Source organism: Methylobacterium sp. 1A, assembly GCF_058072805.1.
The window spans coordinates 698,056-723,583 of sequence record NZ_JBYQVE010000001.1; the positions used below are offsets into that span (position 1 = coordinate 698,056).

29 protein-coding genes and 1 pseudogene are annotated in these 25,528 nt (G+C 71.6%); 10 read left to right on the plus strand and 20 right to left on the minus strand.

Annotated elements, in window-relative coordinates:
• Positions 1–75 precede the first annotated feature (75 nt).
• Positions 76–786, minus strand: a complete 711-nt coding sequence (locus tag ACX9MN_RS03380; protein ID WP_020091805.1) for a P-loop NTPase family protein — start codon at positions 784–786, stop codon at positions 76–78.
• Between the two features lie 13 nt (positions 787–799).
• Positions 800–1,924 (minus strand): AI-2E family transporter, encoded by a 1,125-nt coding sequence (locus ACX9MN_RS03385; protein ID WP_489723690.1) that lies wholly within the window; start codon positions 1,922–1,924, stop codon positions 800–802.
• Positions 1,925–2,067: 143 nt separating this feature from the next.
• On the opposite strand from ACX9MN_RS03385, the gene purM reads away from it, so the two are divergent.
• Together purM and purN are read left to right on the plus strand one after the other, a co-directional pair.
• Positions 2,068–3,147 carry a phosphoribosylformylglycinamidine cyclo-ligase gene (purM, locus tag ACX9MN_RS03390; RefSeq protein WP_489723691.1) on the plus strand — a complete coding sequence of 360 codons (1,080 nt, stop codon included), beginning with the start codon at positions 2,068–2,070 and terminating at the stop codon, positions 3,145–3,147.
• Positions 3,147–3,797 carry a phosphoribosylglycinamide formyltransferase gene (gene purN / locus ACX9MN_RS03395; protein WP_489723692.1) on the plus strand — a complete coding sequence of 217 codons (651 nt, stop codon included), beginning with the start codon at positions 3,147–3,149 and terminating at the stop codon, positions 3,795–3,797. Before purM ends, purN begins: the two co-directional genes overlap by 1 nt.
• Positions 3,798–3,938: 141 nt before the next feature.
• Here the strand turns inward: purN and ACX9MN_RS03400 are convergent, their stop codons facing one another.
• Both ACX9MN_RS03400 and ndk read right to left on the minus strand, forming a co-directional pair.
• Complete coding sequence (locus ACX9MN_RS03400; RefSeq protein ID WP_020091801.1) at positions 3,939–4,304, minus strand: hypothetical protein; 366 nt, start codon at positions 4,302–4,304, stop codon at positions 3,939–3,941.
• 173 nt (positions 4,305–4,477) lie between these two features.
• Positions 4,478–4,900: a nucleoside-diphosphate kinase gene (gene ndk, locus ACX9MN_RS03405; RefSeq protein ID WP_091924736.1), complete on the minus strand. Its 423-nt coding sequence runs from the start codon at positions 4,898–4,900 to the stop codon at positions 4,478–4,480.
• 268 nt (positions 4,901–5,168) lie between these two features.
• On the opposite strand from ndk, the gene ACX9MN_RS03410 reads away from it, so the two are divergent.
• Entirely contained in the window at positions 5,169–5,633 is a 465-nt protein-coding gene (locus ACX9MN_RS03410) for a DUF2147 domain-containing protein (protein WP_020091800.1), read from the plus strand.
• Positions 5,634–5,639: 6 nt separating this feature from the next.
• On the opposite strand, the gene ACX9MN_RS03415 is transcribed toward ACX9MN_RS03410, so the two are convergent.
• Complete coding sequence (locus ACX9MN_RS03415; RefSeq protein WP_056521224.1) at positions 5,640–6,275, minus strand: glutathione S-transferase N-terminal domain-containing protein; 636 nt, start codon at positions 6,273–6,275, stop codon at positions 5,640–5,642.
• Positions 6,276–6,515: 240 nt separating this feature from the next.
• On the opposite strand from ACX9MN_RS03415, the gene ACX9MN_RS03420 reads away from it, so the two are divergent.
• The 5 genes from ACX9MN_RS03420 to ACX9MN_RS03440 all read left to right on the plus strand — a co-directional run bounded on the left by ACX9MN_RS03420 (position 6,516) and on the right by ACX9MN_RS03440 (position 10,817).
• Positions 6,516–6,824 (plus strand): hypothetical protein, encoded by a 309-nt coding sequence (locus ACX9MN_RS03420; RefSeq protein WP_020091797.1) that lies wholly within the window; start codon positions 6,516–6,518, stop codon positions 6,822–6,824.
• Between the two features lie 126 nt (positions 6,825–6,950).
• Positions 6,951–8,990, plus strand: a complete 2,040-nt coding sequence (locus tag ACX9MN_RS03425) for an FUSC family protein (protein ID WP_489723693.1) — start codon at positions 6,951–6,953, stop codon at positions 8,988–8,990.
• Positions 8,991–9,013: 23 nt separating this feature from the next.
• A complete protein-coding gene (locus ACX9MN_RS03430; RefSeq protein WP_020091795.1) occupies positions 9,014–9,208 on the plus strand; it encodes a DUF1656 domain-containing protein in 195 nt (64 codons plus the stop codon).
• On the plus strand, positions 9,208–10,263 hold the full coding sequence (locus ACX9MN_RS03435; RefSeq protein ID WP_489723694.1) for an efflux RND transporter periplasmic adaptor subunit: 1,056 nt from the start codon (positions 9,208–9,210) through the stop codon (positions 10,261–10,263). The genes ACX9MN_RS03430 and ACX9MN_RS03435 overlap by 1 nt, the downstream gene beginning before the upstream one ends.
• A 71-nt stretch (positions 10,264–10,334) precedes the next feature.
• Entirely contained in the window at positions 10,335–10,817 is a 483-nt protein-coding gene (locus ACX9MN_RS03440; protein ID WP_103985179.1) for a DUF3280 domain-containing protein, read from the plus strand.
• 592 nt (positions 10,818–11,409) lie between these two features.
• On the opposite strand, the gene gatB is transcribed toward ACX9MN_RS03440, so the two are convergent.
• From gatB to ACX9MN_RS03465, 5 genes are all read right to left on the minus strand, one after another.
• On the minus strand, positions 11,410–12,882 hold the full coding sequence (gene gatB / locus ACX9MN_RS03445) for an Asp-tRNA(Asn)/Glu-tRNA(Gln) amidotransferase subunit GatB (RefSeq protein WP_091978070.1): 1,473 nt from the start codon (positions 12,880–12,882) through the stop codon (positions 11,410–11,412).
• A gap of 184 nt (positions 12,883–13,066) precedes the next feature.
• Complete coding sequence (locus ACX9MN_RS03450; RefSeq protein ID WP_020091791.1) at positions 13,067–13,366, minus strand: hypothetical protein; 300 nt, start codon at positions 13,364–13,366, stop codon at positions 13,067–13,069.
• Complete coding sequence (gatA, locus tag ACX9MN_RS03455; RefSeq protein WP_489723695.1) at positions 13,363–14,841, minus strand: Asp-tRNA(Asn)/Glu-tRNA(Gln) amidotransferase subunit GatA; 1,479 nt, start codon at positions 14,839–14,841, stop codon at positions 13,363–13,365. The genes ACX9MN_RS03450 and gatA overlap by 4 nt, the downstream gene beginning before the upstream one ends.
• Before the next feature lie 78 nt (positions 14,842–14,919).
• A complete protein-coding gene (gene gatC, locus ACX9MN_RS03460; RefSeq protein ID WP_020091789.1) occupies positions 14,920–15,207 on the minus strand; it encodes an Asp-tRNA(Asn)/Glu-tRNA(Gln) amidotransferase subunit GatC in 288 nt (95 codons plus the stop codon).
• A gap of 169 nt (positions 15,208–15,376) precedes the next feature.
• Positions 15,377–15,517 carry a hypothetical protein gene (locus ACX9MN_RS03465; RefSeq protein WP_012317484.1) on the minus strand — a complete coding sequence of 47 codons (141 nt, stop codon included), beginning with the start codon at positions 15,515–15,517 and terminating at the stop codon, positions 15,377–15,379.
• Between the two features lie 172 nt (positions 15,518–15,689).
• On the opposite strand from ACX9MN_RS03465, the gene ACX9MN_RS03470 reads away from it, so the two are divergent.
• Both ACX9MN_RS03470 and ruvX read left to right on the plus strand, forming a co-directional pair.
• Positions 15,690–16,259: an SMI1/KNR4 family protein gene (locus ACX9MN_RS03470; protein ID WP_489723696.1), complete on the plus strand. Its 570-nt coding sequence runs from the start codon at positions 15,690–15,692 to the stop codon at positions 16,257–16,259.
• Complete coding sequence (gene ruvX, locus ACX9MN_RS03475; protein WP_489723697.1) at positions 16,256–16,768, plus strand: Holliday junction resolvase RuvX; 513 nt, start codon at positions 16,256–16,258, stop codon at positions 16,766–16,768. The genes ACX9MN_RS03470 and ruvX overlap by 4 nt, the downstream gene beginning before the upstream one ends.
• On the opposite strand, the pseudogene dprA reads toward ruvX, so the two are convergent.
• The 10 genes and pseudogenes from dprA to ACX9MN_RS03525 form a co-directional block, all read right to left on the minus strand.
• Positions 16,758–17,957 (minus strand): annotated as a pseudogene (gene dprA / locus ACX9MN_RS03480) (DNA-processing protein DprA). The gene ruvX and the pseudogene dprA overlap by 11 nt on opposite strands.
• Before the next feature lie 46 nt (positions 17,958–18,003).
• Entirely contained in the window at positions 18,004–18,606 is a 603-nt protein-coding gene (gene plsY, locus ACX9MN_RS03485; RefSeq protein ID WP_244534981.1) for a glycerol-3-phosphate 1-O-acyltransferase PlsY, read from the minus strand.
• Positions 18,606–19,910 (minus strand): dihydroorotase, encoded by a 1,305-nt coding sequence (locus ACX9MN_RS03490; RefSeq protein WP_056521246.1) that lies wholly within the window; start codon positions 19,908–19,910, stop codon positions 18,606–18,608. The genes plsY and ACX9MN_RS03490 overlap by 1 nt, the downstream gene beginning before the upstream one ends.
• Positions 19,907–20,710: an imidazole glycerol phosphate synthase subunit HisF gene (hisF, locus tag ACX9MN_RS03495; protein ID WP_053620281.1), complete on the minus strand. Its 804-nt coding sequence runs from the start codon at positions 20,708–20,710 to the stop codon at positions 19,907–19,909. The genes ACX9MN_RS03490 and hisF overlap by 4 nt, the downstream gene beginning before the upstream one ends.
• A 32-nt stretch (positions 20,711–20,742) precedes the next feature.
• On the minus strand, positions 20,743–21,486 hold the full coding sequence (gene hisA, locus ACX9MN_RS03500; protein ID WP_489723698.1) for a 1-(5-phosphoribosyl)-5-[(5-phosphoribosylamino)methylideneamino]imidazole-4-carboxamide isomerase: 744 nt from the start codon (positions 21,484–21,486) through the stop codon (positions 20,743–20,745).
• A gap of 37 nt (positions 21,487–21,523) precedes the next feature.
• Positions 21,524–22,183: an imidazole glycerol phosphate synthase subunit HisH gene (gene hisH / locus ACX9MN_RS03505; RefSeq protein WP_489723699.1), complete on the minus strand. Its 660-nt coding sequence runs from the start codon at positions 22,181–22,183 to the stop codon at positions 21,524–21,526.
• A gap of 19 nt (positions 22,184–22,202) precedes the next feature.
• Positions 22,203–22,682: a DUF2628 domain-containing protein gene (locus ACX9MN_RS03510; protein WP_026604734.1), complete on the minus strand. Its 480-nt coding sequence runs from the start codon at positions 22,680–22,682 to the stop codon at positions 22,203–22,205.
• 73 nt (positions 22,683–22,755) lie between these two features.
• Positions 22,756–23,343, minus strand: coding sequence for an imidazoleglycerol-phosphate dehydratase HisB (gene hisB / locus ACX9MN_RS03515; RefSeq protein ID WP_020091778.1), 588 nt, complete (start codon positions 23,341–23,343; stop codon positions 22,756–22,758).
• 84 nt (positions 23,344–23,427) lie between these two features.
• Entirely contained in the window at positions 23,428–24,303 is an 876-nt protein-coding gene (locus ACX9MN_RS03520) for an S-methyl-5'-thioadenosine phosphorylase (protein WP_091678413.1), read from the minus strand.
• Positions 24,304–24,603: 300 nt separating this feature from the next.
• A complete protein-coding gene (locus ACX9MN_RS03525) occupies positions 24,604–25,515 on the minus strand; it encodes a cytochrome c1 (protein WP_020091776.1) in 912 nt (303 codons plus the stop codon).
• Between the last annotated feature and the right edge of the window lie 13 nt (positions 25,516–25,528).

Here is a 25,528-nt window from a genome sequence, read left to right on the forward strand (position 1 = left end):
CGCGGCGGCGGAGCGTGTATCACCCTAGACCGGCGGCCTTCACGACAGTTTCGTGACGGCCACTGTATTCCTCCTTCAGGCGTTCGGGTCCGGCTCGTCCTCCAGCCCCATGCGGCGCAGGACGGCCAGCGCGAGCGGCCGGCTGATGCGGCGGCCGCGCCCGAGGGCGTCGCGGTCGAGCTCGGCGACGACGTCGCGGGCTCGGCCCAGCGACCGGTCGATCCGCAGGGCCAGCGCCTCGATGACGCCGAGATCGACCACCAGCTGCCGGTCCACGAACAGCTTGACCAGGACGGCACGCAGGAGCGCGTCGTCCGGCGCCTCGATGGCGATGCGCGGCGCGAGGCGAAGCCGCGAGCGCAGATCAGGCGTCGTGAGGCCGAGGGCGTCGATACCCGTGGCGCTGGTCAGCAGAACCGGGCAGCCTCGCTCGCGGGCGCGGTTGAGCAGGTGGAACAGCGCCGCCTCGTCGCGCCGCTCCGCCCGGTCGATGTCCTCCACGACCAGCGCCCCGTTGGAGACGAGGTGCTGGACCGCGTCGGCACCCAGCTCGGCGGCCGGGAGGGTCCAGGCGTGGGCCCGCTCGGCCCAGATCGCCGCGAGGTGGCTCTTGCCGCTGCCGGAGGGGCCGGTGAGGACCAAGACGCTGTCGGGCCAGTCCGGCCACGCCTCGATCAGCGCGTAGGCGGCCTCGTTGGCCGGTCCGACGAGGAAATCCTCGCGCCCGTAGCGGGGGTCGAGCGGCAGGTCGAAGGCCAGCTGCCGGGGTGGGGCGTTCTCGCGCATAGGCCGCTCAGGATCATCCCGCGCCCGCGGAGGTCAAGGCCGAAGCGTCCTTGCCCTCGTGCTTGATCAGGATCGGCTGCCCGGCGTGGTAGAGGCGGCTCTCCAGGTAGCGGGCCAGGGCGAAGCGGACCAGCACGCCGATCGAGGCCGCGATCGGGACGGCGAGCAGCAGCCCGACGAAGCCGAACAGCGTCCCGAAGGCGAGCAGGGCGAACATCAGCCAGACCGGGTGCAGCCCCGTGGAATCGCCGACCAGCTTCGGCGAGATGACGTTGCCCTCCAGGAACTGGCCGACGAGGAAGACGGCGACGGTCAGGCCAAGATGCAGCCAGTCTCCGGAGGGCCAGAACTGGACGAGCGCGACGCCCACGGAGAGCATGAAGCCGGTGAGCGTACCGACGTAGGGGATGAAGGTCAGGAACCCGGCGATCAGGCCGATCAGCACGCCGAAGTTGAGGCCGACCAGCCAGAGGCCGACGGCGTAGAAGCTGCCCAGGATGAGGCAGACCAGGGTCTGGCCGCGGACGTAGCCGGTGACCGCTCCGTCGATCTGGCGCGCCAGCTCCCGCACCGTCGCCCGGTGCCGGGGCGGCACCCAGCCGTCGATGGCGGCGACCATCCGGTCCCAGTCGACGAGGATGTAGAAGGCGACGACCGGCGTCACGACCAGCAGAGAGGCGATCGAGATCAGCGCCTGGCTGCCCGACCAGAGCGATTTCAGGAAGGCCAGGAGCCACGTGCCGGCCTGGGTGGCGAGCGTCCCCACGGAGGATTGCAGCTCGTTGAGGACGTTCGCGCCGCCGACGCGCTCGAGCAGGGTCCCGGACCGCTCGGCGATGATCGCCTGGAGCCGCGACACCATTCCGGGCAGCGCGTTGACGAGCGCCACGACCTGGTTGGCCGTGAGCGGGATCAGGATCAGCAGCGTCACGACGAGGACGACGACGAACAGCGCCAGGATCAGCAGGCTCGCCGCCAGCCGCCCGAGGCCGAGCCGCTCCAGCCGGTCTGCCAGGGGGTCGAGGAGGTAGGCCAGCGTGATGCCGGCCACGAACGGCAGCATCACCTCCCGCAGGAGGTAGACGATCAATCCCAGGGCCACGACAGCGGCCAGCCCGATCACAGCCCGTGCGCGCACGATGACGCTCCCCCCAGCAGCACACCACGCCAGCGGGCAGAGTGGGTATGCGGAGCGCGCCGATCAAGGCGCCGCCGGCACGACTCGCGCGGCGCGCGGGAAGCCGCTAGAGCGGGGCCAGTATTCAGCGAGGTGGCGCGGGCATGACGGCCAAGGACGGCAACGAGCCGAAGACGGGGCTGACCTACGCGGCGGCGGGCGTCGATATCGATGCCGGCAACGCCATGGTCGAGACGATCAAGCCGCTGGTGCGCTCGACCCGGCGCCCGGGCGCCGACGCCGAGATCGGCGGGTTCGGCGGCCTGTTCGACCTGAAGGCCGCGGGCTTCCGCGACCCGATCCTGGTCGCGGCCAACGACGGCGTCGGCACGAAGGTCAAGATCGCCATCGAGACCGGCCGCCACGACACGATCGGCATCGACCTCGTGGCGATGTGCGTGAACGACATCATCGTCCAGGGCGCCGAGCCGCTGTTCTTCCTCGACTACTACGCGACCGGTAAGCTGATCCCCGGCGTCGGCGCCGACATCGTGCGCGGCATCGCCGAGGGCTGCCGGCAGGCCGGCTGCGCGCTGATCGGCGGCGAGACCGCCGAGATGCCGGGCCTCTACGACGGGTCCGACTACGACCTCGCGGGTTTCTCGGTCGGCGCCGCCGAGCGCGGCGCGCTGCTGCCGCGGCCCGGCATCCGGCCCGGAGACGTCGTGCTCGGCCTGCCCTCCTCCGGCGTCCATTCCAACGGCTTCTCGCTGGTCCGCCGGATCGTCGCGAAGACGGGTCTCGGCTGGGACGCGCCGGCCCCGTTCGCCCCGGGCCGCAGCCTCGGCGAGGCGCTGCTGGAGCCGACCCGGATCTACGTGAAGCCGCTGCTCGCGGCGCTGGGCGCCACCGACGGGATCCGGGCGCTCGCCCACATCACGGGCGGCGGCTTCCCCGACAACCTTCCCCGGGTCCTGCCGGACGATGTCGGCATCGCCGTCGACCTCGATGCCGTGACCCCGCCGCCGGTCTTCGGCTGGCTCGCCCGCGAGGGCGGCGTCGCCGAGGCCGAGATGCTGCGCACCTTCAACTGCGGGATCGGCATGGTGGTGATCGCCGCCGCCGACGCGGTCGACGACGTCGACGAGGCCCTGACCCGGGCCGGCGAGACCCCGGTCCGCCTCGGACGGATCACGGCGCGCGGCCCCGAGCCGGTGACCTTCAGCGGCCGCCTCGCCCTGTGATGGCGTCCGCCCGCAAGACCCGCGTCGCGGTCCTCATCTCGGGGCGCGGCTCGAACATGCTGGCGCTGCTGGAGGCCGCGAAGGATCCCGCCTTCCCGGCCGAGATCGTGCTGGTCCTGTCGAACCGCCCGGAGGCCGCCGGCCTCGCCCGGGCGGCCGAGGCGGGCATCCCGACGCAGGCCATCGATCACCGGGCCTTCGCCGACCGGGCCGGTTTCGACGCCGCCCTCGACGCGGCGCTGCGGGCGGCCGAGGTCGACCTCGTCTGCCTCGCGGGCTTCATGCGGATCCTGACGACCGACTTCGTTGCGTCCTGGGCCGGCCGGATGCTCAACATCCACCCGTCGCTCCTGCCCCTGTTCAAGGGCACCCACACGCACCGGCAGGCGCTGGACGCGGGCGTGCGGCTTCACGGCTGCACGGTCCACTTCGTGGTGCCGGAACTCGACGCCGGACCGATCGTCGCCCAGGTTGCGGTCCCGGTCCGCCAGGACGACGATCCCGACAGCCTCGCCGACCGCGTGATCGTGCAGGAGCGGCGGCTCTACCCCGCGGTGCTCGCCCTGGTGGCGGGCGGCCGCGCCCGTCTGGACGGCGATCGCGTCGTGATCGACGAGAGGGCGCCGGACGGCGCTCTGTTCAGCCTCTAGGCGGCGGTAGCACGGGCGTTTCCGTCCGCGCGAGCGGGGCGCCGCGATCCGGCCGCGCCACGCTCGCCATGTTCCGCCCCCGGGGCTGCTCCGCCGACGAAGACGGTGCGCGGACCCGGAGGCCTTCGAAGCTCTGGGCGCTCAGACCGGGCGCTGGAGCTTGCAGCTGTCCAGGGCCGAGAGCGCCTTGGCGCGGGCGGTGTCGTTGAAGTAGCCGGTGGTCCGGTAGGCCTCGATCTCGGAGGCGTCGAGGCTGCGCAGCGTCTGCCGCGCGTAGCAGCCGCAGGGGCGCTCCAGGGAGGCCTCGCTGGCGCTGGTCATGCGGGCCTGGACGACCGTGCAGGCGTGGCGCACGCGGCCCTCGAGGTTGGTCTTGCTGGCGGTCTTGAGAGCGGGGTCCGGCTCGTACTGCTGGAACGGGGCCGAGGATCCGCCCGCGAGGGCGGCGGTCGCGCCGAGGGCGAACAGGCCGGTCGCGATCAGCAGGGGCAGGCGGCGCATCGTCATGGTCGGGGTCGTCCGGGGGCTGAGATTGGCTAAGCTCGGCCGTTGGACGCTCCCGGGCTCCGTCCCGTCAAGGACGACCCGGTCACACAGGGCGGCATTCCCGGCGCCGCCGGGTACGGGGCGCGCGAATGGCGGGTCGGTGTGCCCAACCCGCCACCGCGCGTCGCCTCGCCTCAAGCGGCGATGTCGGAATCCTTGAAGAACTGCGCGATCTCGAGCTTGGCGTTCTCGGCGCTGTCGGAGCCGTGGACGGTGTTCTCGCCGACGGACTCGGCGAACCTCTTGCGGATCGTGCCCTCGGCGGCCTGGGCCGGGTTCGTGGCACCCATCACCTCACGGTACTTGGCGACGGCGTTCTCGCCCTCGAGGACCTGAACCACGACCGGGCCGGAGGTCATGAAGGTCACGAGCTCGCCGAAGAACGGGCGCTCCTTGTGCACCTCGTAGAATTTCTCGGCCTGCTCCTTGGTCATGCGGATGCGGCGCTGGCCGACGATGCGCAGGCCGGCCTCCTCGATGACGGCGTTGACCGCGCCGGTCAGGTTCCGCCGCGTCGCGTCGGGCTTCAGGATCGAGAAGGTGCGCTCGGTGGCCATGGTGCGTCCGGTCTGTCTGTGGAAAAGATCTGCGGCGCGCCGGCGATCCGGACACGCCGCGGCAGCGAGAATTTCGCTTCGGCGCCGGGCTTATAGCGGGCGCCCCCCGGTGCCTCAAGCTGCCCGGCGCGCCCTGGCGGGGCAAGCGCGGCCGTGGCTCTGCCGCAACACCGCCGAAAAATCGCCCGATTGCGGCGGCTCAGTCGCGCACCAACCGACTTCGTCCACCCCTCGGGCGCCCGCGGCGCCCCAATCCCGGAGACGAACCATGCGACTCGCTCTCAGCGCCAGCCTGCTTCTCGCCGGCCTCACCGCCGCCTCCGCCGACACGGGCAAGGACCCGTCCGGCACCTGGCTCACCGGCGACGGCCGCGCCAAGATCCGGATCGACCGCTGCGGCCCCGGCCAGAAGCTGGTCTGCGGCAAGGTCGTCTGGCTCAAGACGCCGACCTTCGACAACGGCGCCCCGCGCACCGACCTCAAGAATCCCGACCCGAAGAAGCGCGCCCGTCCGGTGATCGGTCTCCAGCTGATCGAAGGTCTGAAGCCGGACGACGCGAAGTTCACCGGCGAACTCTACAATATCGAGGAAGGCAAGATCTACACGGTCAGCCTCGAGCGCGAGAGCGAGGCCGAGCTCAACGTGTCGGGCTGCATGCTCAAGATCCTGTGCGGGTCGCAGACCTGGACCCGCGTGCCGGACGTGAACCAGCAGGCCGCCAACAAGAACTGAGCCCCGTTAGATCGCCGCGAGGCCGCGCTGCACCGCCGGCCTCGCCAGGATGCTCTCGAGCCACCGGGCGACGTTCGGGAGGGTGTCGATGTCGACACCCTGCTTGAAGTTGAGCTTCGCCCAAGTGAACGTCGCGATGTCGGCGACGGAGTAGTCCTCGGCCAGGAAGGCGCGCCCCTCGAGGCGCCGCTCCAGCACACCGTAGAGGCGCTTGGCCTCGGCGGTGAACCGGTCGATCGCGTAAGGCAGCTTCTCGGGCGCGTAGATCTTGAAGTGGTGTGTCTGCCCGAGCATCGGCCCGAAGCCCGCCACCTGCCAGAACAGCCACTCGTCGACCGCCACGCGGGCGCGCTCGTCGGTCGGGTAGAACTGCCCGGTCTTCCGGCCGAGATACTGCAGGATCGCGCCTGATTCGAAGACCGAGATCGGCTGTCCGCCCGGACCGTCCGGATCGACAATGGCCGGGATCTTGTTGTTGGGCGAGATCGCCAGGAAGTCGGGCGCGAACTGCTCGTTCTTCGCGATGTCCACCGGAACGATGCGATAGGGGAGCCCGCACTCCTCCAGCATAATCGGGATCTTCCAGCCGTTCGGCGTACTCCATGTGTGGACGTCGATCGGCCGCCCGGACACCGCTGCCATGCTTTGCCTGCTCCTGGACCCGATCGTCGGCGGCGCGGTGGTCCTCCGCCGTTTCCGAATTGCCCCGGCAGTGAAGACGATTTCCCGGCCGCGCTCAAGGGCACCGCGCCCGTAGACGCGGTCGCACGGCGAAGCTGCGCCGGGGCTGGCGGCGGCGGCGCGGCCGGGCTTGCCGGCGCCGCGGGAGAGCGGCGAGATTGCGGCTCGGGCGCCGGAACGGCGCCCGAGGGGGAACATCCGATGATCGATCGTCTCGTCAGGATCGCGGTCCTGTCCGCGCCGCTGCTCGCCGCCTGCCCGGCTCTCGCCAAGGAGCCACCTGCCAAGGAATCACCCGCTAAGGAAGCACCCACGAAGGCGCCGCCCGCCGCCGAGGCGCCGGCCGCCAGGGCGCCGAGCGCGGGCCAGTCCGCCGCCCGCGATCGCCAGAAGACCTGCGGCACCGAGTGGCGCGCCCTGACCGACGCGCAGAAGGCGGCGCAGGGACCGAAATGGCCGCAGTACTGGAGCAAGTGCAACAAGCGCCTGAAAGGTGGCGACAAGGCCTGATCGGCTAGAACCGCGGGGCGTTCCGTTCGTTCGAACATCCGCGGCGGGTTGGCAGGAGGCACGAGGCGATGACGGACCCTTCTCCGTCCGGTCGGGCGGTGGACAGCGCGCCGCGCGGGGTCCGGCATGGCTGAGGCCCCCGCCGGCTCCGTCGCGGATCGCCGCCCCGAACCGCTCGGCGACCGCGTCCTGGCGTTCCTCGATGCCTGGGTGCCGAAGCCGGCCGCCTGGGCCTTCGCGCTGCGGATCTGGATCGCCATGATGCTGGCGCTGGCCGCCGCATTCTGGCTCCAGCTTGACAGCGCCTCGTCCGCCGCCACCTGCGTGGCGATCCTCGCCCAGCCCAAGCGGGGGCAGGCGATCTCGAAGGCGGTCTACCGCCTGCTCGGCACGCTCGTCGGCGCGGCGGTGGCGCTCGTCTTCATGGCGCTCTTCGGCCAGGACCGGGTGCTGCTGCTCCTCAGCTTCACCGTCTGGCTCGGCCTCTGCGTCTTCGTCGCCCAGTTTCTGCAGGACACGCGGGCCTACGGCGCGATGCTGTCCGGCTACACTGTGGCGATCATCGCGCTCGGCCAGATCGACGATCCGCAGGGGACCTTCGACGCCGCCGTGTCCCGCGTCGCCGCGATCGTGCTCGGCATCGTCGTGATCACCTTCATCAACGACGCCCTCGCCTCGCCGAGCACGTGGCGGGCGCTGCTGCCGCAGCTGCGCGCGGCCTGGGACCAGACGCGCGGCTACGCCCGCGAGACTCTTGCGTCGGGGGATCTCGGCGCCCCGCGCACCGCCGCGCTGATCCGCGCCATCGCGCCGATGCGGGCCGATGCCAGCGCCATCGCGGGCGAGCTGGACGACGGCCGGTACCGCGCGGCCGGCGCGCGCAGCTGCATCGCCGCGCTCTACGTGATGGCGGCGTCGATCCGCGGCCTCGGGGCCGCGGCCGCGTCCCTGCGCGATCCGAGCCCGGCCGTCGCGGAGGCGATGGCGATCTGCCGGCGGGTGGCCGACGCGCCCGATCCCGACGCCCTGGACCGCGACGACGAGCGCCTGCGCGACCTGGTCGACGCGGCCATCCGCGACGGGACCCGTCCCCTCGACGAGGTCGTTGTGCTCCAGCGCGCCCTCGACTTCGTCTGCGCCGCGACCTTCGCGCAGGACGGCATCCGCGCCGTCGCCGACGGCCACAGGCCCCTGCGCGACGCCGAACTGCCGACGCACCGCGACTTCCCGGTCGCCCTCCGCGGCGCCCTGCGGGTGGCCCTGAGTTTCGCGGTCACCGCCGCCACCTTCGCGGCGCTCGGCCTGCCCCAGGCCTCGTTCGCACTGGTCCAGGTGGCCGCCACCGCGGCCCTGTCGTCGATGACGCCGGACCCGAAGAAGTTCGCGAACGGCGTCGTCGTCGGCATGACGCTGGCCGCCGCCCTGGCGGGCATCGCCCGGTTCGCGCTCCTCAACGGTGTCCAGGGCTTCCCGATGCTGGCGCTCGTGATGGCGCCGGTGATCTTCCTGGGCTGCTTCCTCTCGCTGAACCCGAAGACCTTCGGGGTCGGCTTCATCCTGATTGTGTTCTTCCCCGTCCTGCTGGGGCCCTCGAACCCGCAGACCTACGACGCCCTGAGCTTCCTGCTGAACGCGTTCCTCGTCGTCGTGGCGGCCGTGATCCTGTCGATCATCGTCCGCCTCATCCTGCCGATCTCGCCGGCCCAGCAGCGGGTCTTCGCCCTCGGTTCGGCGCGGCGGGCGCTCGCCGACGCCCTCGTCGGCCAGGGCGGCGACGCCACCACCCGCACGAGCCTGAATGCCGACCGGCTGTTCCAGTTCGCCGCCTACAGCTCGGGGAGCGCGGCGGTGCGGCAAGCGAACCTGCACCACGCCTTCGCCCTCGCCCGCCTGGAGGCCGCCGCCGCCCGGGCCCACGCGGAACTGCGCCGCCTCTGGTCGGTCGGAGCCCTGCGCGGCGCGATCCCGCGGGCGCGGGACGCCCTCGCGGCAGGCGACGATCGCGGGCTCGAGATGGCGGCGCGCGACCTGATCCGCGCCGCCTCCAGCCAGGACCGGGCGGTGCGGCTCACGACGGCCCGTGTCGCCAGCGACCTCGTCACCGCGTCGCGAACCATCGTCCGCCACAGGCGATTCCTCCAACGCCTCGACATCGCGCTATTCTGATTGCCGCTTCTTCCGGGGTAACCATGCACGAGGACATCCATGTCGGCGGGGTGCTGGTCACGGCCTTCGTCGCTTACGCGCTCGCCGCGTTCGTGATCTTGGTCGTCCTTCGCCTCGTCTTCGCCCGCATCCGCTTCAGCCGCTACGTCGCCAACGCCCCGCTCGCCGAAGCTGGCCTCTACGTCTGTGTCCTCGCCCTCCTGATCGCGTTCATCTGATGCCCGACACGACCGCCGACGAGGACGATCCGAAGTCCGCCGCCCGCGACGGCGCGCTCGGGCGGAGCGACCCCCTGCCTGCAGTGCCGCGCCGGGGCCGGGCCGCCAAGGTGTTCCGCCTCGCGGCCACCGGCGTGATCCTGCTCGCGGCGATCCTGGCGGGAGCCTTCGTGTGGGAATTCTACGTGGCGGCGCCCTGGACGCGCGACGGCACGGTCCGGGTCCAGGTCGCCAACATCGCCCCGCAGGTCGCCGGTCAGATCGTCGAGGTCCGGGTCCAGGACAACCAGAACGTCCGCAAGGGCGACGTCCTCTACGTCATCGACCCGGTCGATTTCGAGGTCGCCGTCACCTCGGCGGATGCCGAGGTCAAGAATCGCGAGGCCGATCTGCAGGTGAAGAACGCCGAGTCGGCCCGGCGCCAAGCGCTCTCGACCGTGTCGACCTCGATCGAGGAGAAGCAGCGATTCGCAGGCGCCGCGAAGATCGCCGAGGCGTCGCTGGAGAGCGCGCAGGCGCAGCTGCGGCAGGCCAAGGTCAATCTGGAGCGCACCCAGGTGAGGTCGACCGTCAACGGACGGGTGACCAACCTGCTGATGCGGGTCGGCGACTACGCCCGGACCGGCACCTCGAACATCAACGTGGTCGACACAGACTCCTTCTGGATCGACGGCTATTTCGAGGAGACCAAGATGTCCAACATCCGCGTCGGCGACCCCGCCGACGTGAAGCTGATGGGCTTCGATCCGCAACTGACCGGCACGGTCCACAGCATCACGCTCGGCATCTCCACGGCGAACGCCGCCGCCAGCACGCAGGGGCTGCCGGACGTCAACCCCGTCTACACCTGGGTGCGCCTCGCCCAGCGGGTGCCGGTCCGCATCCGCATCGACCACGTCCCGGCGGGCGTCCCGCTCATCGCCGGCATGACCGCGACGGTGTTCGTCAACGGCGGCCGCGGCCCGGCACCGAGCTGGTTCATGGACCTGCGCGACCGCGTCTCCGGCCTGGCAAAGCCGGCGGCCAGCCCCACCCGGGAGGCCGACCGGCGCTGAATCGCCGCGCGGACGCGACCCGGTTGGCGGGGGCGCGGTTTCCCGGACACGCATCCGCGCCGGAGATCACGATGAACCGACTGCTCGCACTCGCCACCGTCCTGCTGGCCGCGGGACCGGCCGCGGCCGCGCCCCCGCGGGCCGCGGTATTCGATTTCCAGTTCTCGAACCTATCGCCGGTGCCGGGTGACGCCGCCGACACCGCGCGGCTGAAGCGGGTCAGCGCCGAACTGCGCGACCTCCTCCAGAAGAAGGGCCTGTTCGTCGTGGTCTCGACCGAGCCGGTGCGGGATGAGGTCACCAGAAGTGCCGACCTGCGCCGCTGCAATGGCTGCGCGGATGACTTCGCCCGCAAGCTCGGCGCGGATGTCGCGATCACCGGCGAGGTGCAGAAGGTCTCGAACCTGATCCTCAACCTCAACGTCTACGTGAAGTCCCTCACCGGCGACGCGCCCGAGAAGGCCTACAGCGTGGACCTGCGCGGCGACACGGACGAGTCCTTCGACCGCGGCATCCGCTTTCTGGTCGAGAACAATATGGGCGCCGGCAAGTAGCTTGCGGGCCAATCAATATTTCGCAGCGCCACGGGATCGATCCAAGTGATTGAGCTCGCACGCGCTGCGGTGCGGTGGCGGGGGCAAGTGGATCGAAAAAGCCTTTTGCCGAGAAAATAGCTATTGACCGACTTGGAGGACGGGCGCAGTCTCCATCTGTGCTTAGCGAGAGCGGGCACGGACCGGCACGAAATTTTGACGCGATCAGGTTTCGCAGCGGTGTCGGTCGTCGGAAGCTGGAGGAGACAGGGATGACTCCACCGCAGCGGAATGCCGCCTAGACGGTTCAGGGAAAGGTTCGGCCCGAGACCTAGCGGCACAACACGAACAGCCGGACGGACGCGGCTCCAGGGGCGCAGAAGCGGCCACGCATGGCACGCCTTCGAATGCGCGAAAGGCCCCACTTCGAGCCGTTCCGCCGCGGTTTCTCTTCGAGGATCTGTTCGTGGCCCACCTGCCCGGCATCGCCGCGGCGGGATCTCGTCGTGGCTTTGGCGAGCATGGGACTGGCCGGCGACGTCGAAGCGACGGCCATCCGATCCCGGCACTCATCCTGAGGCCGGGCGCGGACTGGCCGCTCGCCGCGGAAGGCTCACTCGATCCCGAGCTTCGCCTTGAGCAGCGCGTTCACCGCCGCGGGGTTCGCCTTGCCGCCGGTGGCCTTCATGGTCTGGCCGACGAACCAGCCGAGCAGGGTCGGCTTCTCCTTGGCCTGGGCGACCTTGTCGGGATTCGCCGCGATGATCTGGTCCACCGCCGCCTCGATGGCGCCCGTGTCGGTCACCTGCTTCATGCCGCGGCTCTCGACGACGGCGCGCGGGTCGCCGCCCTCGGTCCAGACGATCTCGAACAGGTCCTTGGCGATCTTGCCGGAGATGACGCCCTCGCCGATCAGGTCGATGATCGCCCCGAGCTGGTCCGCCGAGACCGGGGTCGCGTCGATGGACAGCCCCTCCTTGTTGAGGCGCCCGAACAGCTCGTTGATCACCCAGTTGGCCGCGGCCTTGCCGTCCCGGCCCTTCGCCACCGCCTCGTAATAGTCCGCGGAGGCGCGCTCGGCGACCAGCACGCCGGCATCGTAGGGCGAGAGGCCGAAGGCCGAGACGAACCGCGCCTTCTTGGCGTCCGGCAGCTCGGGCAGCCCCTCGGCCAGGGCGTCGACGTAGGCCTGGTCGAATTCCAGCGGCAGCAGGTCCGGATCGGGGAAGTAGCGGTAGTCGTGCGCCTCTTCCTTCGAGCGCATCGAGCGCGTCTCGCCCTTGGTCGGGTCGAACAGGCGCGTCTCCTGGTCGATCTTGCCGCCGTCCTCGAGGATGGCGATCTGGCGCCGCGCCTCCGTCTCGATCGCCTGCCCGATGAAGCGGATCGAGTTGACGTTCTTGATCTCGCAGCGCGTGCCCAGCGGCTCGCCGGGGCGGCGCACCGAGACGTTCACGTCGGCGCGGAGCGAGCCCTTCTCCATGTCGCCGTCGCAGGTGCCGAGGTAGCGCAGGATCGTGCGCAGCTTGGTCACGTAGGCCTTCGCCTCCTCTGACGAGCGCAGGTCGGGCCGGGAGACGATCTCCATCAGCGCCACGCCCGACCGGTTGAGGTCGACGAAGCTCCGGGTCGGGTCCTGGTCGTGCAGCGACTTGCCGGCATCCTGCTCGAGGTGCAGGCGCTCGATGCCCACGGTGATGGACGCGCCGTCGGCCAAGTCCACCAGGACCTCGCCCTCGCCGACGATCGGGTCCTTGTACTGCGAGATCTGGTAGCCCTGCGGCAGGTCCGGATAGAAGTAGTTCTTTCGGTCGAACACGGAGCGCAGGTTGATCTTGGCCTTCAGGCCGAGGCCGGTGCGCACCGCCTGGGCCACGCACTCGGCGTTGATCACCGGCAGCATCCCGGGCATCGCGGCGTCGACCAGCGACACGTGGTCGTTCGGCTCGGCCCCGAACTCCGTCGAGGCGCCGGAGAACAGCTTCGCCCGGCTGGACACCTGGGCGTGGATCTCCATGCCGACGATCACCTCCCAATCGTGGAGGCCGCCCTTGATCAGCTTCTTGGGGTCGACGGGTGCGTTCATGGTCGGTCCGAAAGGCGGCTGGCGTTCGAGGCGTCGCCGTCTCTGCGAGCGCAGCGAAGCGATCCAGGGAAGCGCGAGGCTTCCAGGCGTTGCACCGCCGGATCGCTTCGCTGCGCTCGCAGAGACGGCGGAGGCGCCGCATGCGTCGAGCGAGAGATTTTCTAGGAGGCCCCTGCCCGCAGGGTCAAGCGCGGCGTCCGACCGCCTGCCGGGCACCGTAGCCCACGACGGCCCAGAGCAGGGCCGCGACGGCGCGGACCGGGAAGAAGGTCGGGCCGTCGCGGGTGATCGGCGCCGGCCACGGGATGCCGGCCGCGCTGACCGCGTAGGAGAACAGCACCGAGAAGCCGAGCGCCGCGATCGCCGCGATGAAGACCTTGCCGAACTGGCTGGCGGTCCAGCCGAGATAGACCGCCACCACGATCAGCGCCGGATCGAACGCGGCCCAGATCCAGACCGTCCAGGGATAGTACGGGACGGTCATGACCACCACGGCTCGGGCAGGACGGTGCGACCGGCCGCGTCCTCGATCACCTGGGCGACCGCGAACAGCGTCTCCTCGTCGAAGGGCCGGCCGATGAGCTGGAGGCCCAGCGGGAGGCCCTGGCCGTCGAGCCCCGCCGGCACGGCGATGCCCGGCAGTCCGGCCATGTTCACCGTCACGGTGAACACGTCGTTGAGGTACATCTCCACCGGGTCGGCCGAGGCCTTCTCGCCGATGCCGAAGGCGGCCGACGGCGTCGCCGGCGTCAGGATCGCGTCGACCCCGGCCGCGTAGGCGGCCTCGAAGTCGCGCTTGATCAGCGTGCGGATCTTCTGCGCGCGGACGTAGTAGGCGTCGTAGTATCCGGCCGAGAGCACGTAGGTGCCGATCATGATCCGGCGCTTCACCTCGCGGCCGAAGCCGGCAGCGCGTGTGTTCTCGTACATCCCGGCGATGTCCTTGCCGGGCACGCGCAGGCCGTAGCGGACGCCGTCGTAGCGGGCGAGGTTCGACGAGGCCTCGGCCGGGGCCACGATGTAGTAGGCCGGCAGCGCGTAGGCGGTGTGCGGCAGCGAGATCTCCCGGATCGTCGCGCCGGCGGCCTTGAGCCACGCCGCGCCCTCGTCCCAGAGCTTCTGGATTTCCGCGGGCATCCCGTCGACCCGGTACTCCTTCGGGATGCCGATGGTCAGGCCCTTCACGCCGCGCGACACGGCGGCCTCGAAATCGGGCACCGCGAGGTCGGCGCAGGTCGTGTCCCGGGCGTCGGCGCCCGCCATGGAGCCGAGCAGGATGGCGCAATCGCGCACCGTCCGGGCGATCGGGCCGGCCTGGTCGAGGGAGGAGGCGAAGGCCACCGTGCCCCAGCGCGAGCAGCGCCCGTAGGTCGGCTTGATCCCGACCGTGCCGGTGAAGGCGGCGGGCTGCCGGATGGAGCCGCCGGTATCGGTCGCGGTGGCGCCGAGGCAGAGGCGCGCGGCGACCGCCGCGGCGGAGCCGCCCGACGAGCCGCCGGGCACGATCGGCGCGTCCGATCCGGCGCGCCGCCAGGGCGAGACCACGTTGCCGTAGGCGCTGGTCTCGTTCGACGAGCCCATGGCGAACTCGTCGAGGTTCAGCTTGCCGAGCATCACGGCGCCGTCGCGCCACAGATTGGCCGACACGGCCGATTCGTAGTGCGGCTCGAAGGTCTCGAGGATCTTGGAGCCCGCCGTAGTCGTCACGCCGTGCGTGCAGAACAGATCCTTGATGCCGAGGGGGATGCCCTCGAGCGGCCGCGCCTCGCCGGACGCGATCTTCTGGTCCGAGGCCTCGGCCATCGCCAGGGCGCGGTCCGGGGTCTCCCGGATATACGCGTTCAGGGCGCGGGCCTTGGCCATGGCGTCCAGATGGGCCTGGGTCAGCTCGCGGGCCGAGATCCGCTTCGCCTTCAGGGCGTCGCGCGCTTCGGCCAGGGTAAGTTCGTTCGGATCCACGCTGTTCACGTCCCCGCGCGCGCCGCCGCGCGCCTGCCCGCCAGAAATCCGGTCCGCAAGGTCCGGGCCGTCCTCGGCCTACTCGACCACCTTCGGGACCAGGAAGTAATTGTCCTCGGTCTCGGGTGCGTTGGCGACGACGTCGGCGGCGCGGCCGCCCTCCGTGACGACGTCCTCGCGCTTCTTCATCGCCATCGGCGTCACCGAGGTCATTGGCTCGACGCCCGCGACGTCGACCGTGCCGAGCTGCTCGACGAAGGACAGGATGGCGTTCAGCTCGCCCTGCAGGGGCCCGACTTCGTCGTCGGTGACCGCGATCCGCGCCAGATGCGCGATGCGCCGAACCGTCTTCTCGTCGACCGACATGCCGTCCCGTTCGTCCCTGCCCGGGAGCGCTCTCCCGAAGTCGGTCGCGCTATAGCATCGGCGCTCGACGCACCGCAACGCGGGTGGGCTATGCCGCGCCGCCCGCAGGGCGGCTGGCCGTTCGGGACCCGCCTGACCGCGCGCTCGGCGCGGGCGGGCGACGGGCGGATCAGGTCACGACGTGGTGGGGCGTCACCGACATCTCGATGGTGATTCCCGGTTGCCGGACCGGCTGGATCATGGCTTGGGTGAAGCCCGCGACCAGCACCTCGAAGGCGAGGAGCAGCATCCAGCGGTGCTTGCGCGGCATCGCCCGCCGGCGGCCGGACGGAGCGGAAGAGGAGAGCTGGCCGTTCGTCGACAAGGCGGACCCCTACAGCGTGGTTTAACGGAACATTAACCTACCTAGACGCGAACGGCTCCGCGCGCACCGGGGGCGATCTGCGGAGGAACCGAAGTCTGTGGACGGTGGAGCGGGAGCGATGTGGGAGACGGTCTTCGAGGAGCTCGCGCCGGGCTTCGTGCCGGACGAGGTGGCCCTCGACCGTGCGGCGGAGGCGCTGGGCTTCGCCCTGCCGGCCTCCTACCGCGACTATTGCCGGACCTGCGGCGTCGGCCTGGCGGGCGGGCAGTTCCGCGTCGCCGTGCCGGCACCGTTCGAGGCCTGCGATCTGGTGAGCCAGGCGGCCCTCATCGCCCACAGCGTCGGCGCCGCGGTCGCCATGCTGGAGGACGGGGCGGAGCCGCACCGGTTCGACGTCGACGGCGGCGACGCCGGCGTCGTCGAGCGCGCCTGCTTCTTCGGCGCGGGCGAGGACGGCAGCTTCCTGTTCTGGGACGTCACCGGGACCGACGGCGAGTACGACGTCTGGCTGCTGGCGCCTGACCTGGAGACGGTACGGTTCGGCGGCGAGAGCCTCGACGACTTCTTCACCCGGGTCACGGCGCCGTCCGCGACCCTGGTCCTGGGACCGGGCTCGGAGCCCCTCCCCGCCCGGTTCGAGGGCGTCACCGAGGCCATTCTGGCGCGCGCCGCGCGGGCGGAACCATGAATTTCGACGCGATCCGCGCCTTCGCGGCCGAGTCTCGCGGCGGCGCCCGCCTGATCGGCATCGATCTCGGCACCAAGACGATCGGCCTCGCCCTGTCGGATCTCGGCCGCCAGATCGCGACGCCGCTGGAGACAATCCGCCGGGTGAAGTTCACCCCCGACGCGCAGCGGCTCGCCGCCCTGTGCCGGCAGCACGCGGTCGGCGGCCTCGTCGTCGGGCTGCCGCTCAACATGGACGGGAGCGAAGGGCCGCGGGTGCAGTCGACCCGCGCCTTCATGCGCAACCTCGCGCCGATCCTCCCCCTGCCCCACGTCTTCTTCGACGAACGCCTCTCGACCGCCGTGGTCACCCGCGCGCTGATCGAGGCCGACGCCTCGCGGGCGCGGCGCGGCGAACTCGTGGACAAGCTCGCTGCCGCCTACATCCTCCAGGGCTGCCTCGACGTCATACGCAACCTCGCGGACGCCGATGCGGACGACGATCCCGAAGAGGACTCCCTCAGCGGCTGACCAGCGAGACGGTGCCGCTGCCGTGGCGCTCGATCCGTCCGTCGAGCTCGAGTTCCAGCAGCACGCTCTGCACGGTCCGGGCACCGACCCCGGCGCTCCGCGCCAGCTCATCGGTGCCGACCGGGCTCGGGCCGAGCAGGGCCACGATCCGCGCCCGGTCGTCCTCGGCCTCGGGCGGCTCGTCGCGCGCGGGATTGTCGGCGGACGCGCCGTCGGCTCGCTCCGGTCCCGGGTCGAGAGCCGCGTCGAGCGCGATCTCGTCTTAGAAATCCGGCTGCTCGGCCAGGTCCGGCCGCCCGCGCGCCGGGGCTGCCTCGGCGTCCGGGCCGCGCTCGATGATCGGTCCCAGCACCTCCAGCACGTGGTCCACCTCGGAGACCAGGGTGGCGCCCTGGCGGATCAGGTCGTTGGTGCCCTCGGCGCGCGGGTCGAGCGGCGAGCCGGGAACCGCGAAGACCTCCCGGTTCTGCTCCAAGGCGTAGCGCGCCGTGATCAGCGAGCCGGAGCGGCGCGCGGCCTCCACCACCACCGTCCCGTAGGACAGCCCGGAGATGATCCGGTTGCGCCTCGGGAAGTCCCGCCCCCGGGGCTCCCAGCCCATCGGCATCTCCGCGAGGACCGCGCCGCCCTCCGCCAGGATGGCCTCGACCAGAGTCGCGTGGCTCGCCGGGTAGATCCGGTCCTGGCCGCCGGCCATGACGGCGATCGTGCCGGTCCGGAGGCTCGCCCTGTGGGCGCGCGCGTCGATGCCGCGGGCGAGGCCCGAGACCACCGTGAGGCCTGCCTCGCCGAGCCCGCGGGCGAGCCGCTCCGTGAAGGCGAGCCCCGCCGACGATGCGTTCCGCGAGCCGACGAGGGCGGCGGCGGGCCGATTGAGGATCGATGCGCCGCGCAGGGCCAGAAGCGGTGGCGCCGCGTCGACCTGTGTGAGGAGCCGCGGGTATTCCGCCTCGCCGGTGGCGATCAGCCGGCCGCCGAGGCGGGTCAGGGCCGCCAGCTCGGCCTCGGCCTCAGTGCGGGTTGGTGGCACGATCCGCCGCCCCTGGCGGCCGGTGAGCTCCGGCAGGGCGTCGAGGGCAGCGGCCGCGCCGCCGAAACGGTTCACGAGCCTCCGGAAGGTGCGGGGGCCGACGCCCTCGGTCCGGATCAGCCGCAGCCAGTCGAGCCGCTGGGCCTCGGTGAGCTGCATCCACCACCCCCACACCTGCCCGAAGGTCGGCGCGGCGCGCCGGCACTCAGCCCTTCTGGCCGATGCGCCCCTCGGTGCCGGACGCGAGTCGGCGGATGTTGGGCGCGTGCTTCCACCATAGCAGCAGGCCGAGGAGCAGGAACAGCAACGCCTGCGTCGGGGCACCCAGCGCCCAGAGGACGAGGGGTGTGGCCGCGGAGGCGGCGAGCGCCGCCAGCGACGAGTACTTGAGCGCGAAGGCGAGACCGAGCCAGATCGCCGCGAACGCCGCGAGGGCGGGCGGGCTGAAGGCGAGGAGCACCCCGATGAAGGTCGCGACGCCCTTGCCGCCCTTGAAGCCCAGCCAGACCGGGAAGAGGTGGCCGAGGAAGGCGCCGAGCCCGGCCGCGAGCGCCGGGCCCTCGCCCAACTGCCGGGCGATGAGGACTGCCGCCGTGCCCTTGAGGGCGTCGCCCAGGAGCGTCGCCGCGGCGAGGCCCTTGCGGCCGGTGCGGAGCACGTTGGTGGCGCCGATATTGCCGGAGCCGATCGCCCGCACGTCGCCGAGGCCGGCGAACTTCGTGAGGATCAGCCCGAACGGGATCGAGCCCAGGGCGTAGCCGAGGGCGAGGCCGCCGAGGGCGGCCGGGGTCGCGAGATCGGGGGGCATCATGCGGCGGCCGCGAGGTCGTCGACCGCGTGGACGATCCGGCCACCGACCAGCGTCAGCACCGCCGCGCCCTGGAGGCGCGCCTCGTCGAAGGGGGAGTTCTTGGAGCGCGACTTTAGCCGGCGCTTGTCGAGGACGTAGGGGAGATCGGGATCGATCAGCACGAGGTCGGCGGGGGCGCCGACCGCCAGCCGGCCGGCCTCGCGGCCGAGGATGCGCGCCGGATTCACGGTGAGCGCGGCGACGAGCTTGGGCAGCGCGAGGTCGCCGGTGTGGACGAGGCGCATGGCGGCGCCGAGCAGCGTCTCGATGCCCAGCGCCCCGTCCGCCGCCTCGGCGAAGGGCAGGCGCTTGGTCTCCACGTCCTGCGGGTTGTGGTCGGACACAATCACGTCGATCACGCCCTCGTCGAGGGCGCGCACCACCGCCTGACGGTCGGTCTCGTGGCGCAGGGGCGGCGAGAGCCGGCAGAAGGTGCGGTAATGGCCGATGTCGTTCTCATTGAGGACGAGGTTGTTCACCGAGACGCCGCAGGTCACCGGCAGGCCGTCCTGCTTGGCGCGGCGGACGATCTCCACCGAATCGGCGCAGGAGATCATCGCCGCGTGGTAGCGGGCGCCGGTCAGCCGCACGAGGCGGATGTCGCGCTCCAGCATCACGGTTTCGGCCTCGCGGGGGATGCCCATGAGCCCGAGGCGCGAGGCGAGCTCGCCCTCGTTCATGACGCCCTCGGCGACGAGGGCGGATTCCTCCACGTGCTGCACGATCAGCGCGTCGAAATCCCGGGCGTAGGTCAGGGCGCGGCGCAGAACCTGGGCATTCGCCACGGCCCTGAGCCCGTCGGTGAACGCGACCGCGCCGGCCTCCTTAAGCAGGCCGAACTCGGTCATCTCCCGGCCGGCCAAGCCCTTGGTGATGGCGGCCGCCGGCAGGACGTTGACGCTCGCCGTGTCGCGGGCGCGGCGGAGCACGAAGTCGACGATGGCCGGCTCGTCGATCACCGGATTGGTGTCGGGCATGCAGACGAGCGTCGTAACGCCGCCCGCGGCCGCCGCGGCACTCGCCGAGGCCAGGGTCTCGCGGTGCTCGGCCCCCGGCTCGCCCACGAAGGCGCGCATGTCGATCAGCCCGGGGGTCAGCACGCGACCGGCGCAGTCGACGCGCTTCGCGTCGGCCGGAGCGCCCGGCGCCGCGCCGGCGGCGATGTCGGCGATGCGGCCGTCCCTCACCAGCACCGCGCCGGCGGTCTGGCGACCGGTCTCGGGATCGAGGAGGTCGGCGTTCGCCAGAAGGTAGCTGCTCACAGGGGCGCCCTCGCGGAAGAGGCCGGGCCGTCGAGGCGCATGGCGAGGCCGGCCGCCGCCATGTGCGCCTTCGCCTCGGCGACGCTCGCCTGCCCGAAATGGAAGATGGAGGCCGCCAGGACGGCGCTGGCGCCGCCCTCGGCCACGCCGGCCACGAGGTCGTCGAGGCCGCCGACGCCGCCCGAGGCGATCACCGGCACGGTGACGGCATCGCTGATCGCCCGCGTCAGGGCGAGATCGTAGCCGGAGCGCGTCCCGTCCTTGTCCATGGAGGTGACGAGCAGCTCGCCGGCGCCCTTCTCAGCCACCAGCCGCGCGAAGGCCACGGCGTCGATCCCGGTCGGGTCGCGGCCGCCATGGGTGAAGATCTCCCAGGCGGCCGGCGTGCCGGGGGGCGAGACGCGCTTGGCGTCGATCGCCACCACGATGCACTGCGCGCCGAACTTCTCGGCGGCCCGGGCCACGAGGTCGGGATCCTTCACCGCGGCGGTGTTGATCGCGACCTTGTCGGCGCCGGCGAGCAGCAGCGCGCGCACGTCCTCGACGGTGCGCACGCCGCCGCCGACGGTCAGCGGCATGAAGCAGGCCTCGGCGGTCCGGCTGACGATGTCGAGCAGGGTGCCTCGGGCCTCGCGGCTCGCGGTGATGTCGAGGAAGCACAGTTCGTCGGCGCCGGCCGCGTCGTAGACCTTGGCGGCCTCGACGGGGTCGCCGGCATCGCGCAGGCCCTCGAAGCGCACGCCCTTCACGACGCGCCCGTCCTTCACGTCGAGGCAGGGAATGATGCGGGTCTTCAGCACGGGCGGCGTCTCATGTCGCGAGCCTCTGGATATCACGCCGCCGGGCCGCGCGCCGCAGCGATCGCCGCCAGGGCCGCCTCCGGATCGATGCGGCCGTCGTAGAGCGCCCGGCCGGTGATCGCGCCGGCGATCAGGGCGCAGTCGGGCTGCAGCAGCCGGTGGACGTCGTCGATCGACGCGAGGCCGCCCGAGGCGATGACCGGGATGCGCACGGCCTGGGCGAGCGCCAGGTTCATCTCGACGTTGAGGCCCTTCAGGATCCCGTCGCGGGCGATGTCGGTGTAGATGATCGCCGCGACGCCCGCGTCCTCGAACCGGCGCCCCAGCTCCTCCGCGGTCATGCTGGAGGTCTGGGCCCAGCCCTCGACGGCGACGCGGCCGTCCTTGGCGTCGATCCCGACCGCGATCTTCCCGGGATACTTGCGGGCCGCCTCCCGGACGAAGCCGGGATCGCGCACCGCCGCGGTGCCGATGATCGCGCGGGCAACGCCCTTGCTCAGCCATCCCTCCAGCGTCTTCATCTCGCGGATCCCGCCGCCGAGCTGGACCGGGATCGTGACCCGCGCGAGGATCGCGTCGACGGCCTCGGCGTTCCGCGGGGCGCCCGCGAAGGCGCCGTCGAGATCGACGACGTGGAGCCAGGAGAAGCCCTGCGCCTCGAAGATCGCGGCCTGCGCGGCCGGATCGTCGCCGAAGACCTTGGCCTGCGCCATGTCCCCCTGGATGAGGCGAACGCAACGCCCCTCTTTCAGGTCGATCGCCGGGTACAGGATCACGGGCGCTTCCGTCCTTCTTGCCTGGGCCGAACGGCGCTCACGGGCGCCAGTTCAGGAAGTTGGCGATGAGCGCGAGGCCCAGCCGCTGGCTCTTCTCGGGGTGGAACTGCGTGCCGGCGACGTTGCCGTGGGCGACGAGGGCGGTGACCGGGCCGCCGTACTCGGCGCGCGCGACGACGTCGTCCGGACGCTCCGCCTGCAGCGCGTAGCTGTGCACGAAGTAGGCGTGCAGCCCGTCCTCGCCGGTGGGAATGCCGGCGAGCAGCGGGTGGTCGCGCTCGGTCCGCAGGGTGTTCCAGCCCATGTGGGGAACCTTGAGGGCCGGATCCGAGGGCCGGATCGGACCGACGTCGCCGGGGATCCAGCCGAGCCCAGGCGTGGTCTTGTACTCGAGCCCGCGGCTCGCCAGGAGCTGCATCCCCACGCAGATGCCGAGGAACGGGCGGCCCGCCCCGTGGGCGACCCGCGTCATCGCCTCGACCATGCCGGGGACGGCATCGAGCCCGCGGCGGCAATCCGCGAAGGCGCCGACGCCGGGCAGCACGACGCGGTCGGCCGCGGCCACCACCTCCGGGTCCGAGGTCAGGCAGATCCGCGCGTCGCGCCCGCTCTCGCGGGCGGCGCGCTCGAAGGCCTTGGCGGCGGAGTGGAGGTTGCCCGACCCGTAATCGATGATCGCGACGGTCTCGGTGGTCATGCGCGTCTCGCCCGGGAGCTCACCGGGCGCCTTCCTGGGCGGGGAACAGCCCGATCACCGGCTCGGCCCGCCGGCTGGGGCCGCTCGGGAACGGGGCCCGGGGGGCGCCCGGGATCGCCTCGATCCAGCGGTTCAGCGCCCGGGCCTCGGCCTCCTCGGGCGTCGCGGCGACCACCGCGTCGCGCGCCGGCCAGCCGCGCCGCGCCAGGGTCCAGCGGCGCAGGCTGGAGGCCTCGAGGCCGATCAGCCAGGCTGCCAGCAGGGTGACGATCAGGCCGGCACCGGCCGGGAGCCCGAGGGCAATGCCGGCAGCGGCCAGCGCCACGAGGCCGACGAGGACGAGCAGGGCGGCGAGCCAGAGGCGGTGGAACAGGAACCACAGCACCGTGAAGGCGAAGGCCGGCCAGGAGAAGCCGTCACGTACCAGGAGAGCCCGGTCGAGCCCGACCGTCTCGCCGGGCCGCGCATCGGCCGGCAGGTGGAGCGTGTAGCTGCGCATCCGCATCGCGAAACTCCGACAGCGCGCGCCGCGACGGCCGTGTGGCCGATCCGGGCGCCCGACGACAACGGGTCTACAGAGAGCCCTTGGTTGAGGGAACGCGCCCCTCCTCCCGCGGATCGATCGCCACGGCCTTCCGCAAGGCGCGGGCCAGCCCCTTGTAGCAGCTCTCCGCGATGTGGTGGGCGTTGTCGCCGTAGAGGGTCTCCACGTGGAGCGTCAGGCCGGCATTCATCGCGAAGGCCTGGAACCACTCGCGCACCAGCTCGGTGTCGAACTGTCCGATCTTCTCCACGCGGAACGTCGTGCGGAACACCAGGAAGGGCCGGCCGGAGATGTCGACGCAGACCCGGGTCAGCGCCTCGTCCATCGGCAGGTGGATGTCGGCGTAGCGCGTGACCCCGCGCTTGTCGCCGAGCGCCTTGGCGAAGGCCTGCCCCAGGGCGATGCCGCAATCCTCGGCCGAGTGGTGCTGGTCGATGTGCAGGTCGCCGTCGACCTTCACGTCCAGGTCGAACAGGGCGTGCCGCGCCAGCAGATCCAGCATGTGGTCGAGGAAGCCGATGCCGGTGGCGATCTTCGACCGCCCGGTCCCGTCGAGATTGACGGTGACCGCGATATCGGTCTCCGCGGTCTTCCGGCTGATGGAGGCGCTGCGCATTTCGGTCTGGACTTCGCGTCGGGGGCGGCCCGGGCCGCCCGCGCCTTCTAGAGGGACTCGTCGCCGAATGGAAAGGCCGGCCGGCTAGCCGTTGAGAACCCGCCCCGCCACGGCGTCGAGCTTGGCGAGCAGCGCCGGATCCCGGACGGCGGGCGCCGTCATGATCGCGCCGTCCAGGGCCCGGTGCGAACCCGCCGGGCACGGCTCCCGCTCGCCCGGGAAATCGCGAGCGAGACGGGCGACGAGCCGCGCCGCCTTGTCGGCGTTGGCCCGGGCGACGGCGATCACCGCGGCGACGTCGACGGCATCGTGGCCCGGGTGCCAGCAATCGTAGTCGGTCACCATCGCGATGGTCGCGTAGGTGATCTCCGCCTCGCGGGCGAGCTTGGCCTCGGGCATGTTGGTCATGCCGATCACGTCGAAGCCCTGGGCCTTGTAGGCGCGGGATTCGGCCAGCGACGAGAATTGCGGCCCCTCCATGCACACGTACGTGCCGCCGCGATGGACCGCGATGTCCTCGGCCTTCGCGGCCTGGGCGATCCGCGCCTGCAGGCCGGGGCCTACCGGGTGCGCGAGGGAGACGTGGGCGACGCAGCCGTCGCCGAAGAACGACGAGGCCCGGCCGTGGGTGCGGTCGACAAACTGGTCGACGAGCACGAAGAGGCCCGGGGGCAGGTCCTCGCGGAAGGAGCCGCAGGCCGAGAGGGCGACGAGGTCAGTGACCCCAGCCCGTTTCAGGGCGTCGATATTGGCGCGGTAGTTGATGCCCGACGGCGAGAGCCGGTGCCCCCGCCCGTGGCGCGCCAGGAACACGACCTTGGTGTCGCCGATGCGCCCGATCCGCAGGGCGTCCGAGGGCTCGCCCCAGGGCGACGCCACGCGCTCCTCGCGCACGTCCTCGAGACCCGGCAGGTCGTAGACGCCGGACCCACCCATGACACCCAGTACCGCGGCGCTCATGCCGGACTCCCTCAACGCGCGACGCCTCGGCAGCGCGGCCTATCCCACCCGGCACCTCGTCCTCGGGTGCCGGAGCCATGCGGAGGCCTCGACGGAGACCTCCGGACGCCGCTCTGATCCCTGAAGCCCTCCTGCGAGGCCCGCCGACGCGGTCACCTCAGGATGAGGTGGTGCAGGGGGCGGGCAGTCTCGTGAGGCGGACCGTCGCGGCGGGCGAGCGGTAGCATGGAGCGCCGGCCGAAAAAAAGATGGGCCTCCGCGAGGGAGGCCCATCCGAACTGCGAACCGATCCGGCCCGCCTCAGTAGGTCTTGTGCAGCTCCGGCTGGAGGCCGTGGACCTCGCCGCCGACATCCGCCCAGATCTTCTTCTTCACGTAGTAGAGCAGGCCCGACAGGATGATCAGGAACAGGATCACCCTGAAGCCCAGGGCCTTGCGGTCCATCATGTGCGGCTCGGCCGCCCACATCAGGAAGGCCGAGACATCCTTGCCGTACTGGTCCAGCGTCTCGGGCACGACCGGCTGGCCCTGATCGTTCTTGGGGTAGGAGACCTGCCCGTCGGTGATCGGCGGCGGCATCGCGATGATGTGGCCCGGATAGTACTTGTTGTAGTGGCCGCCCTCCGGCAGCGCGAAGTCCTTCGGCGGATCCTGGTAGCCGTTGATCAGGGCGTGGATGTAGTCCGGCCCCTGCTCCGAGTAGCCGACGAGCGGCAGCCAGTCGGTCAGGAAGTAGAGCGAGCCGCGGGAGAAGGTCCGCGCCTTGGCGATGACCGAGAAGTCCGGCGGGGCCTTGCCGCCGTTGGCCGCGGCCGCAGCCTGATCGTTCGGGAAGGGCGGCGGGAAGGTGTCGGCCGGGCGGCCCGGCCGCTCGAACATGTCGCCGGCGTCGTTCGGCCCGTCCTTCACCTGGTAGGTCGCGGCCAGCGCCTTGACCTGCCCGGCGGAGAAGTGCGGCCCGCCCTCCTGCGCGAGGTTGCGGAAGGAGACCAGCTTCATCGAGTGGCAGGCGGAGCAGACCTCCTTGTAGACCTGGAAGCCGCGCTGCAGCTGCGCGGTGTCGAAGCGGCCGAACACGCCGGCGAAGCTCCAATTCACGCGGGCCGGGATCGGCCCGCCATGCCCTTCCTGGGCGGAGACCGGCACGGCGCCGATCAGCAGGGCCGCCAGGGCGGCCGCGGCGGTCGTCGAGAGGACGCGGGTCATCATCATGGTCCTGTCGTCA

Coding starts and splice junctions, on each gene's coding strand:
- ACX9MN_RS03510 (WP_026604734.1), bottom strand. CDS start 22,682: ATGCGCAGCTACACGCTCCACCTGCCGGCCGATGCGCGGCCCGGCGAG.
- ACX9MN_RS03440 (WP_103985179.1), top strand. CDS start 10,335: ATGAACCGACTGCTCGCACTCGCCACCGTCCTGCTGGCCGCGGGACCG.
- hisB (WP_020091778.1), bottom strand. CDS start 23,343: ATGCGCAGCGCCTCCATCAGCCGGAAGACCGCGGAGACCGATATCGCG.
- purM (WP_489723691.1), top strand. CDS start 2,068: ATGACGGCCAAGGACGGCAACGAGCCGAAGACGGGGCTGACCTACGCG.
- ACX9MN_RS03435 (WP_489723694.1), top strand. CDS start 9,208: ATGCCCGACACGACCGCCGACGAGGACGATCCGAAGTCCGCCGCCCGC.
- ACX9MN_RS03410 (WP_020091800.1), top strand. CDS start 5,169: ATGCGACTCGCTCTCAGCGCCAGCCTGCTTCTCGCCGGCCTCACCGCC.
- ACX9MN_RS03470 (WP_489723696.1), top strand. CDS start 15,690: ATGTGGGAGACGGTCTTCGAGGAGCTCGCGCCGGGCTTCGTGCCGGAC.
- plsY (WP_244534981.1), bottom strand. CDS start 18,606: ATGCCCCCCGATCTCGCGACCCCGGCCGCCCTCGGCGGCCTCGCCCTC.
- ruvX (WP_489723697.1), top strand. CDS start 16,256: ATGAATTTCGACGCGATCCGCGCCTTCGCGGCCGAGTCTCGCGGCGGC.
- gatB (WP_091978070.1), bottom strand. CDS start 12,882: ATGAACGCACCCGTCGACCCCAAGAAGCTGATCAAGGGCGGCCTCCAC.
- hisH (WP_489723699.1), bottom strand. CDS start 22,183: ATGACCACCGAGACCGTCGCGATCATCGATTACGGGTCGGGCAACCTC.
- ACX9MN_RS03525 (WP_020091776.1), bottom strand. CDS start 25,515: ATGATGATGACCCGCGTCCTCTCGACGACCGCCGCGGCCGCCCTGGCG.
- ACX9MN_RS03420 (WP_020091797.1), top strand. CDS start 6,516: ATGATCGATCGTCTCGTCAGGATCGCGGTCCTGTCCGCGCCGCTGCTC.
- ACX9MN_RS03520 (WP_091678413.1), bottom strand. CDS start 24,303: ATGAGCGCCGCGGTACTGGGTGTCATGGGTGGGTCCGGCGTCTACGAC.
- ACX9MN_RS03400 (WP_020091801.1), bottom strand. CDS start 4,304: ATGACGATGCGCCGCCTGCCCCTGCTGATCGCGACCGGCCTGTTCGCC.
- ACX9MN_RS03425 (WP_489723693.1), top strand. CDS start 6,951: ATGGCTGAGGCCCCCGCCGGCTCCGTCGCGGATCGCCGCCCCGAACCG.
- purN (WP_489723692.1), top strand. CDS start 3,147: ATGGCGTCCGCCCGCAAGACCCGCGTCGCGGTCCTCATCTCGGGGCGC.
- ACX9MN_RS03450 (WP_020091791.1), bottom strand. CDS start 13,366: ATGACCGTCCCGTACTATCCCTGGACGGTCTGGATCTGGGCCGCGTTC.
- ndk (WP_091924736.1), bottom strand. CDS start 4,900: ATGGCCACCGAGCGCACCTTCTCGATCCTGAAGCCCGACGCGACGCGG.
- ACX9MN_RS03380 (WP_020091805.1), bottom strand. CDS start 786: ATGCGCGAGAACGCCCCACCCCGGCAGCTGGCCTTCGACCTGCCGCTC.
- ACX9MN_RS03465 (WP_012317484.1), bottom strand. CDS start 15,517: ATGCCGCGCAAGCACCGCTGGATGCTGCTCCTCGCCTTCGAGGTGCTG.
- ACX9MN_RS03430 (WP_020091795.1), top strand. CDS start 9,014: ATGCACGAGGACATCCATGTCGGCGGGGTGCTGGTCACGGCCTTCGTC.
- ACX9MN_RS03415 (WP_056521224.1), bottom strand. CDS start 6,275: ATGGCAGCGGTGTCCGGGCGGCCGATCGACGTCCACACATGGAGTACG.
- gatC (WP_020091789.1), bottom strand. CDS start 15,207: ATGTCGGTCGACGAGAAGACGGTTCGGCGCATCGCGCATCTGGCGCGG.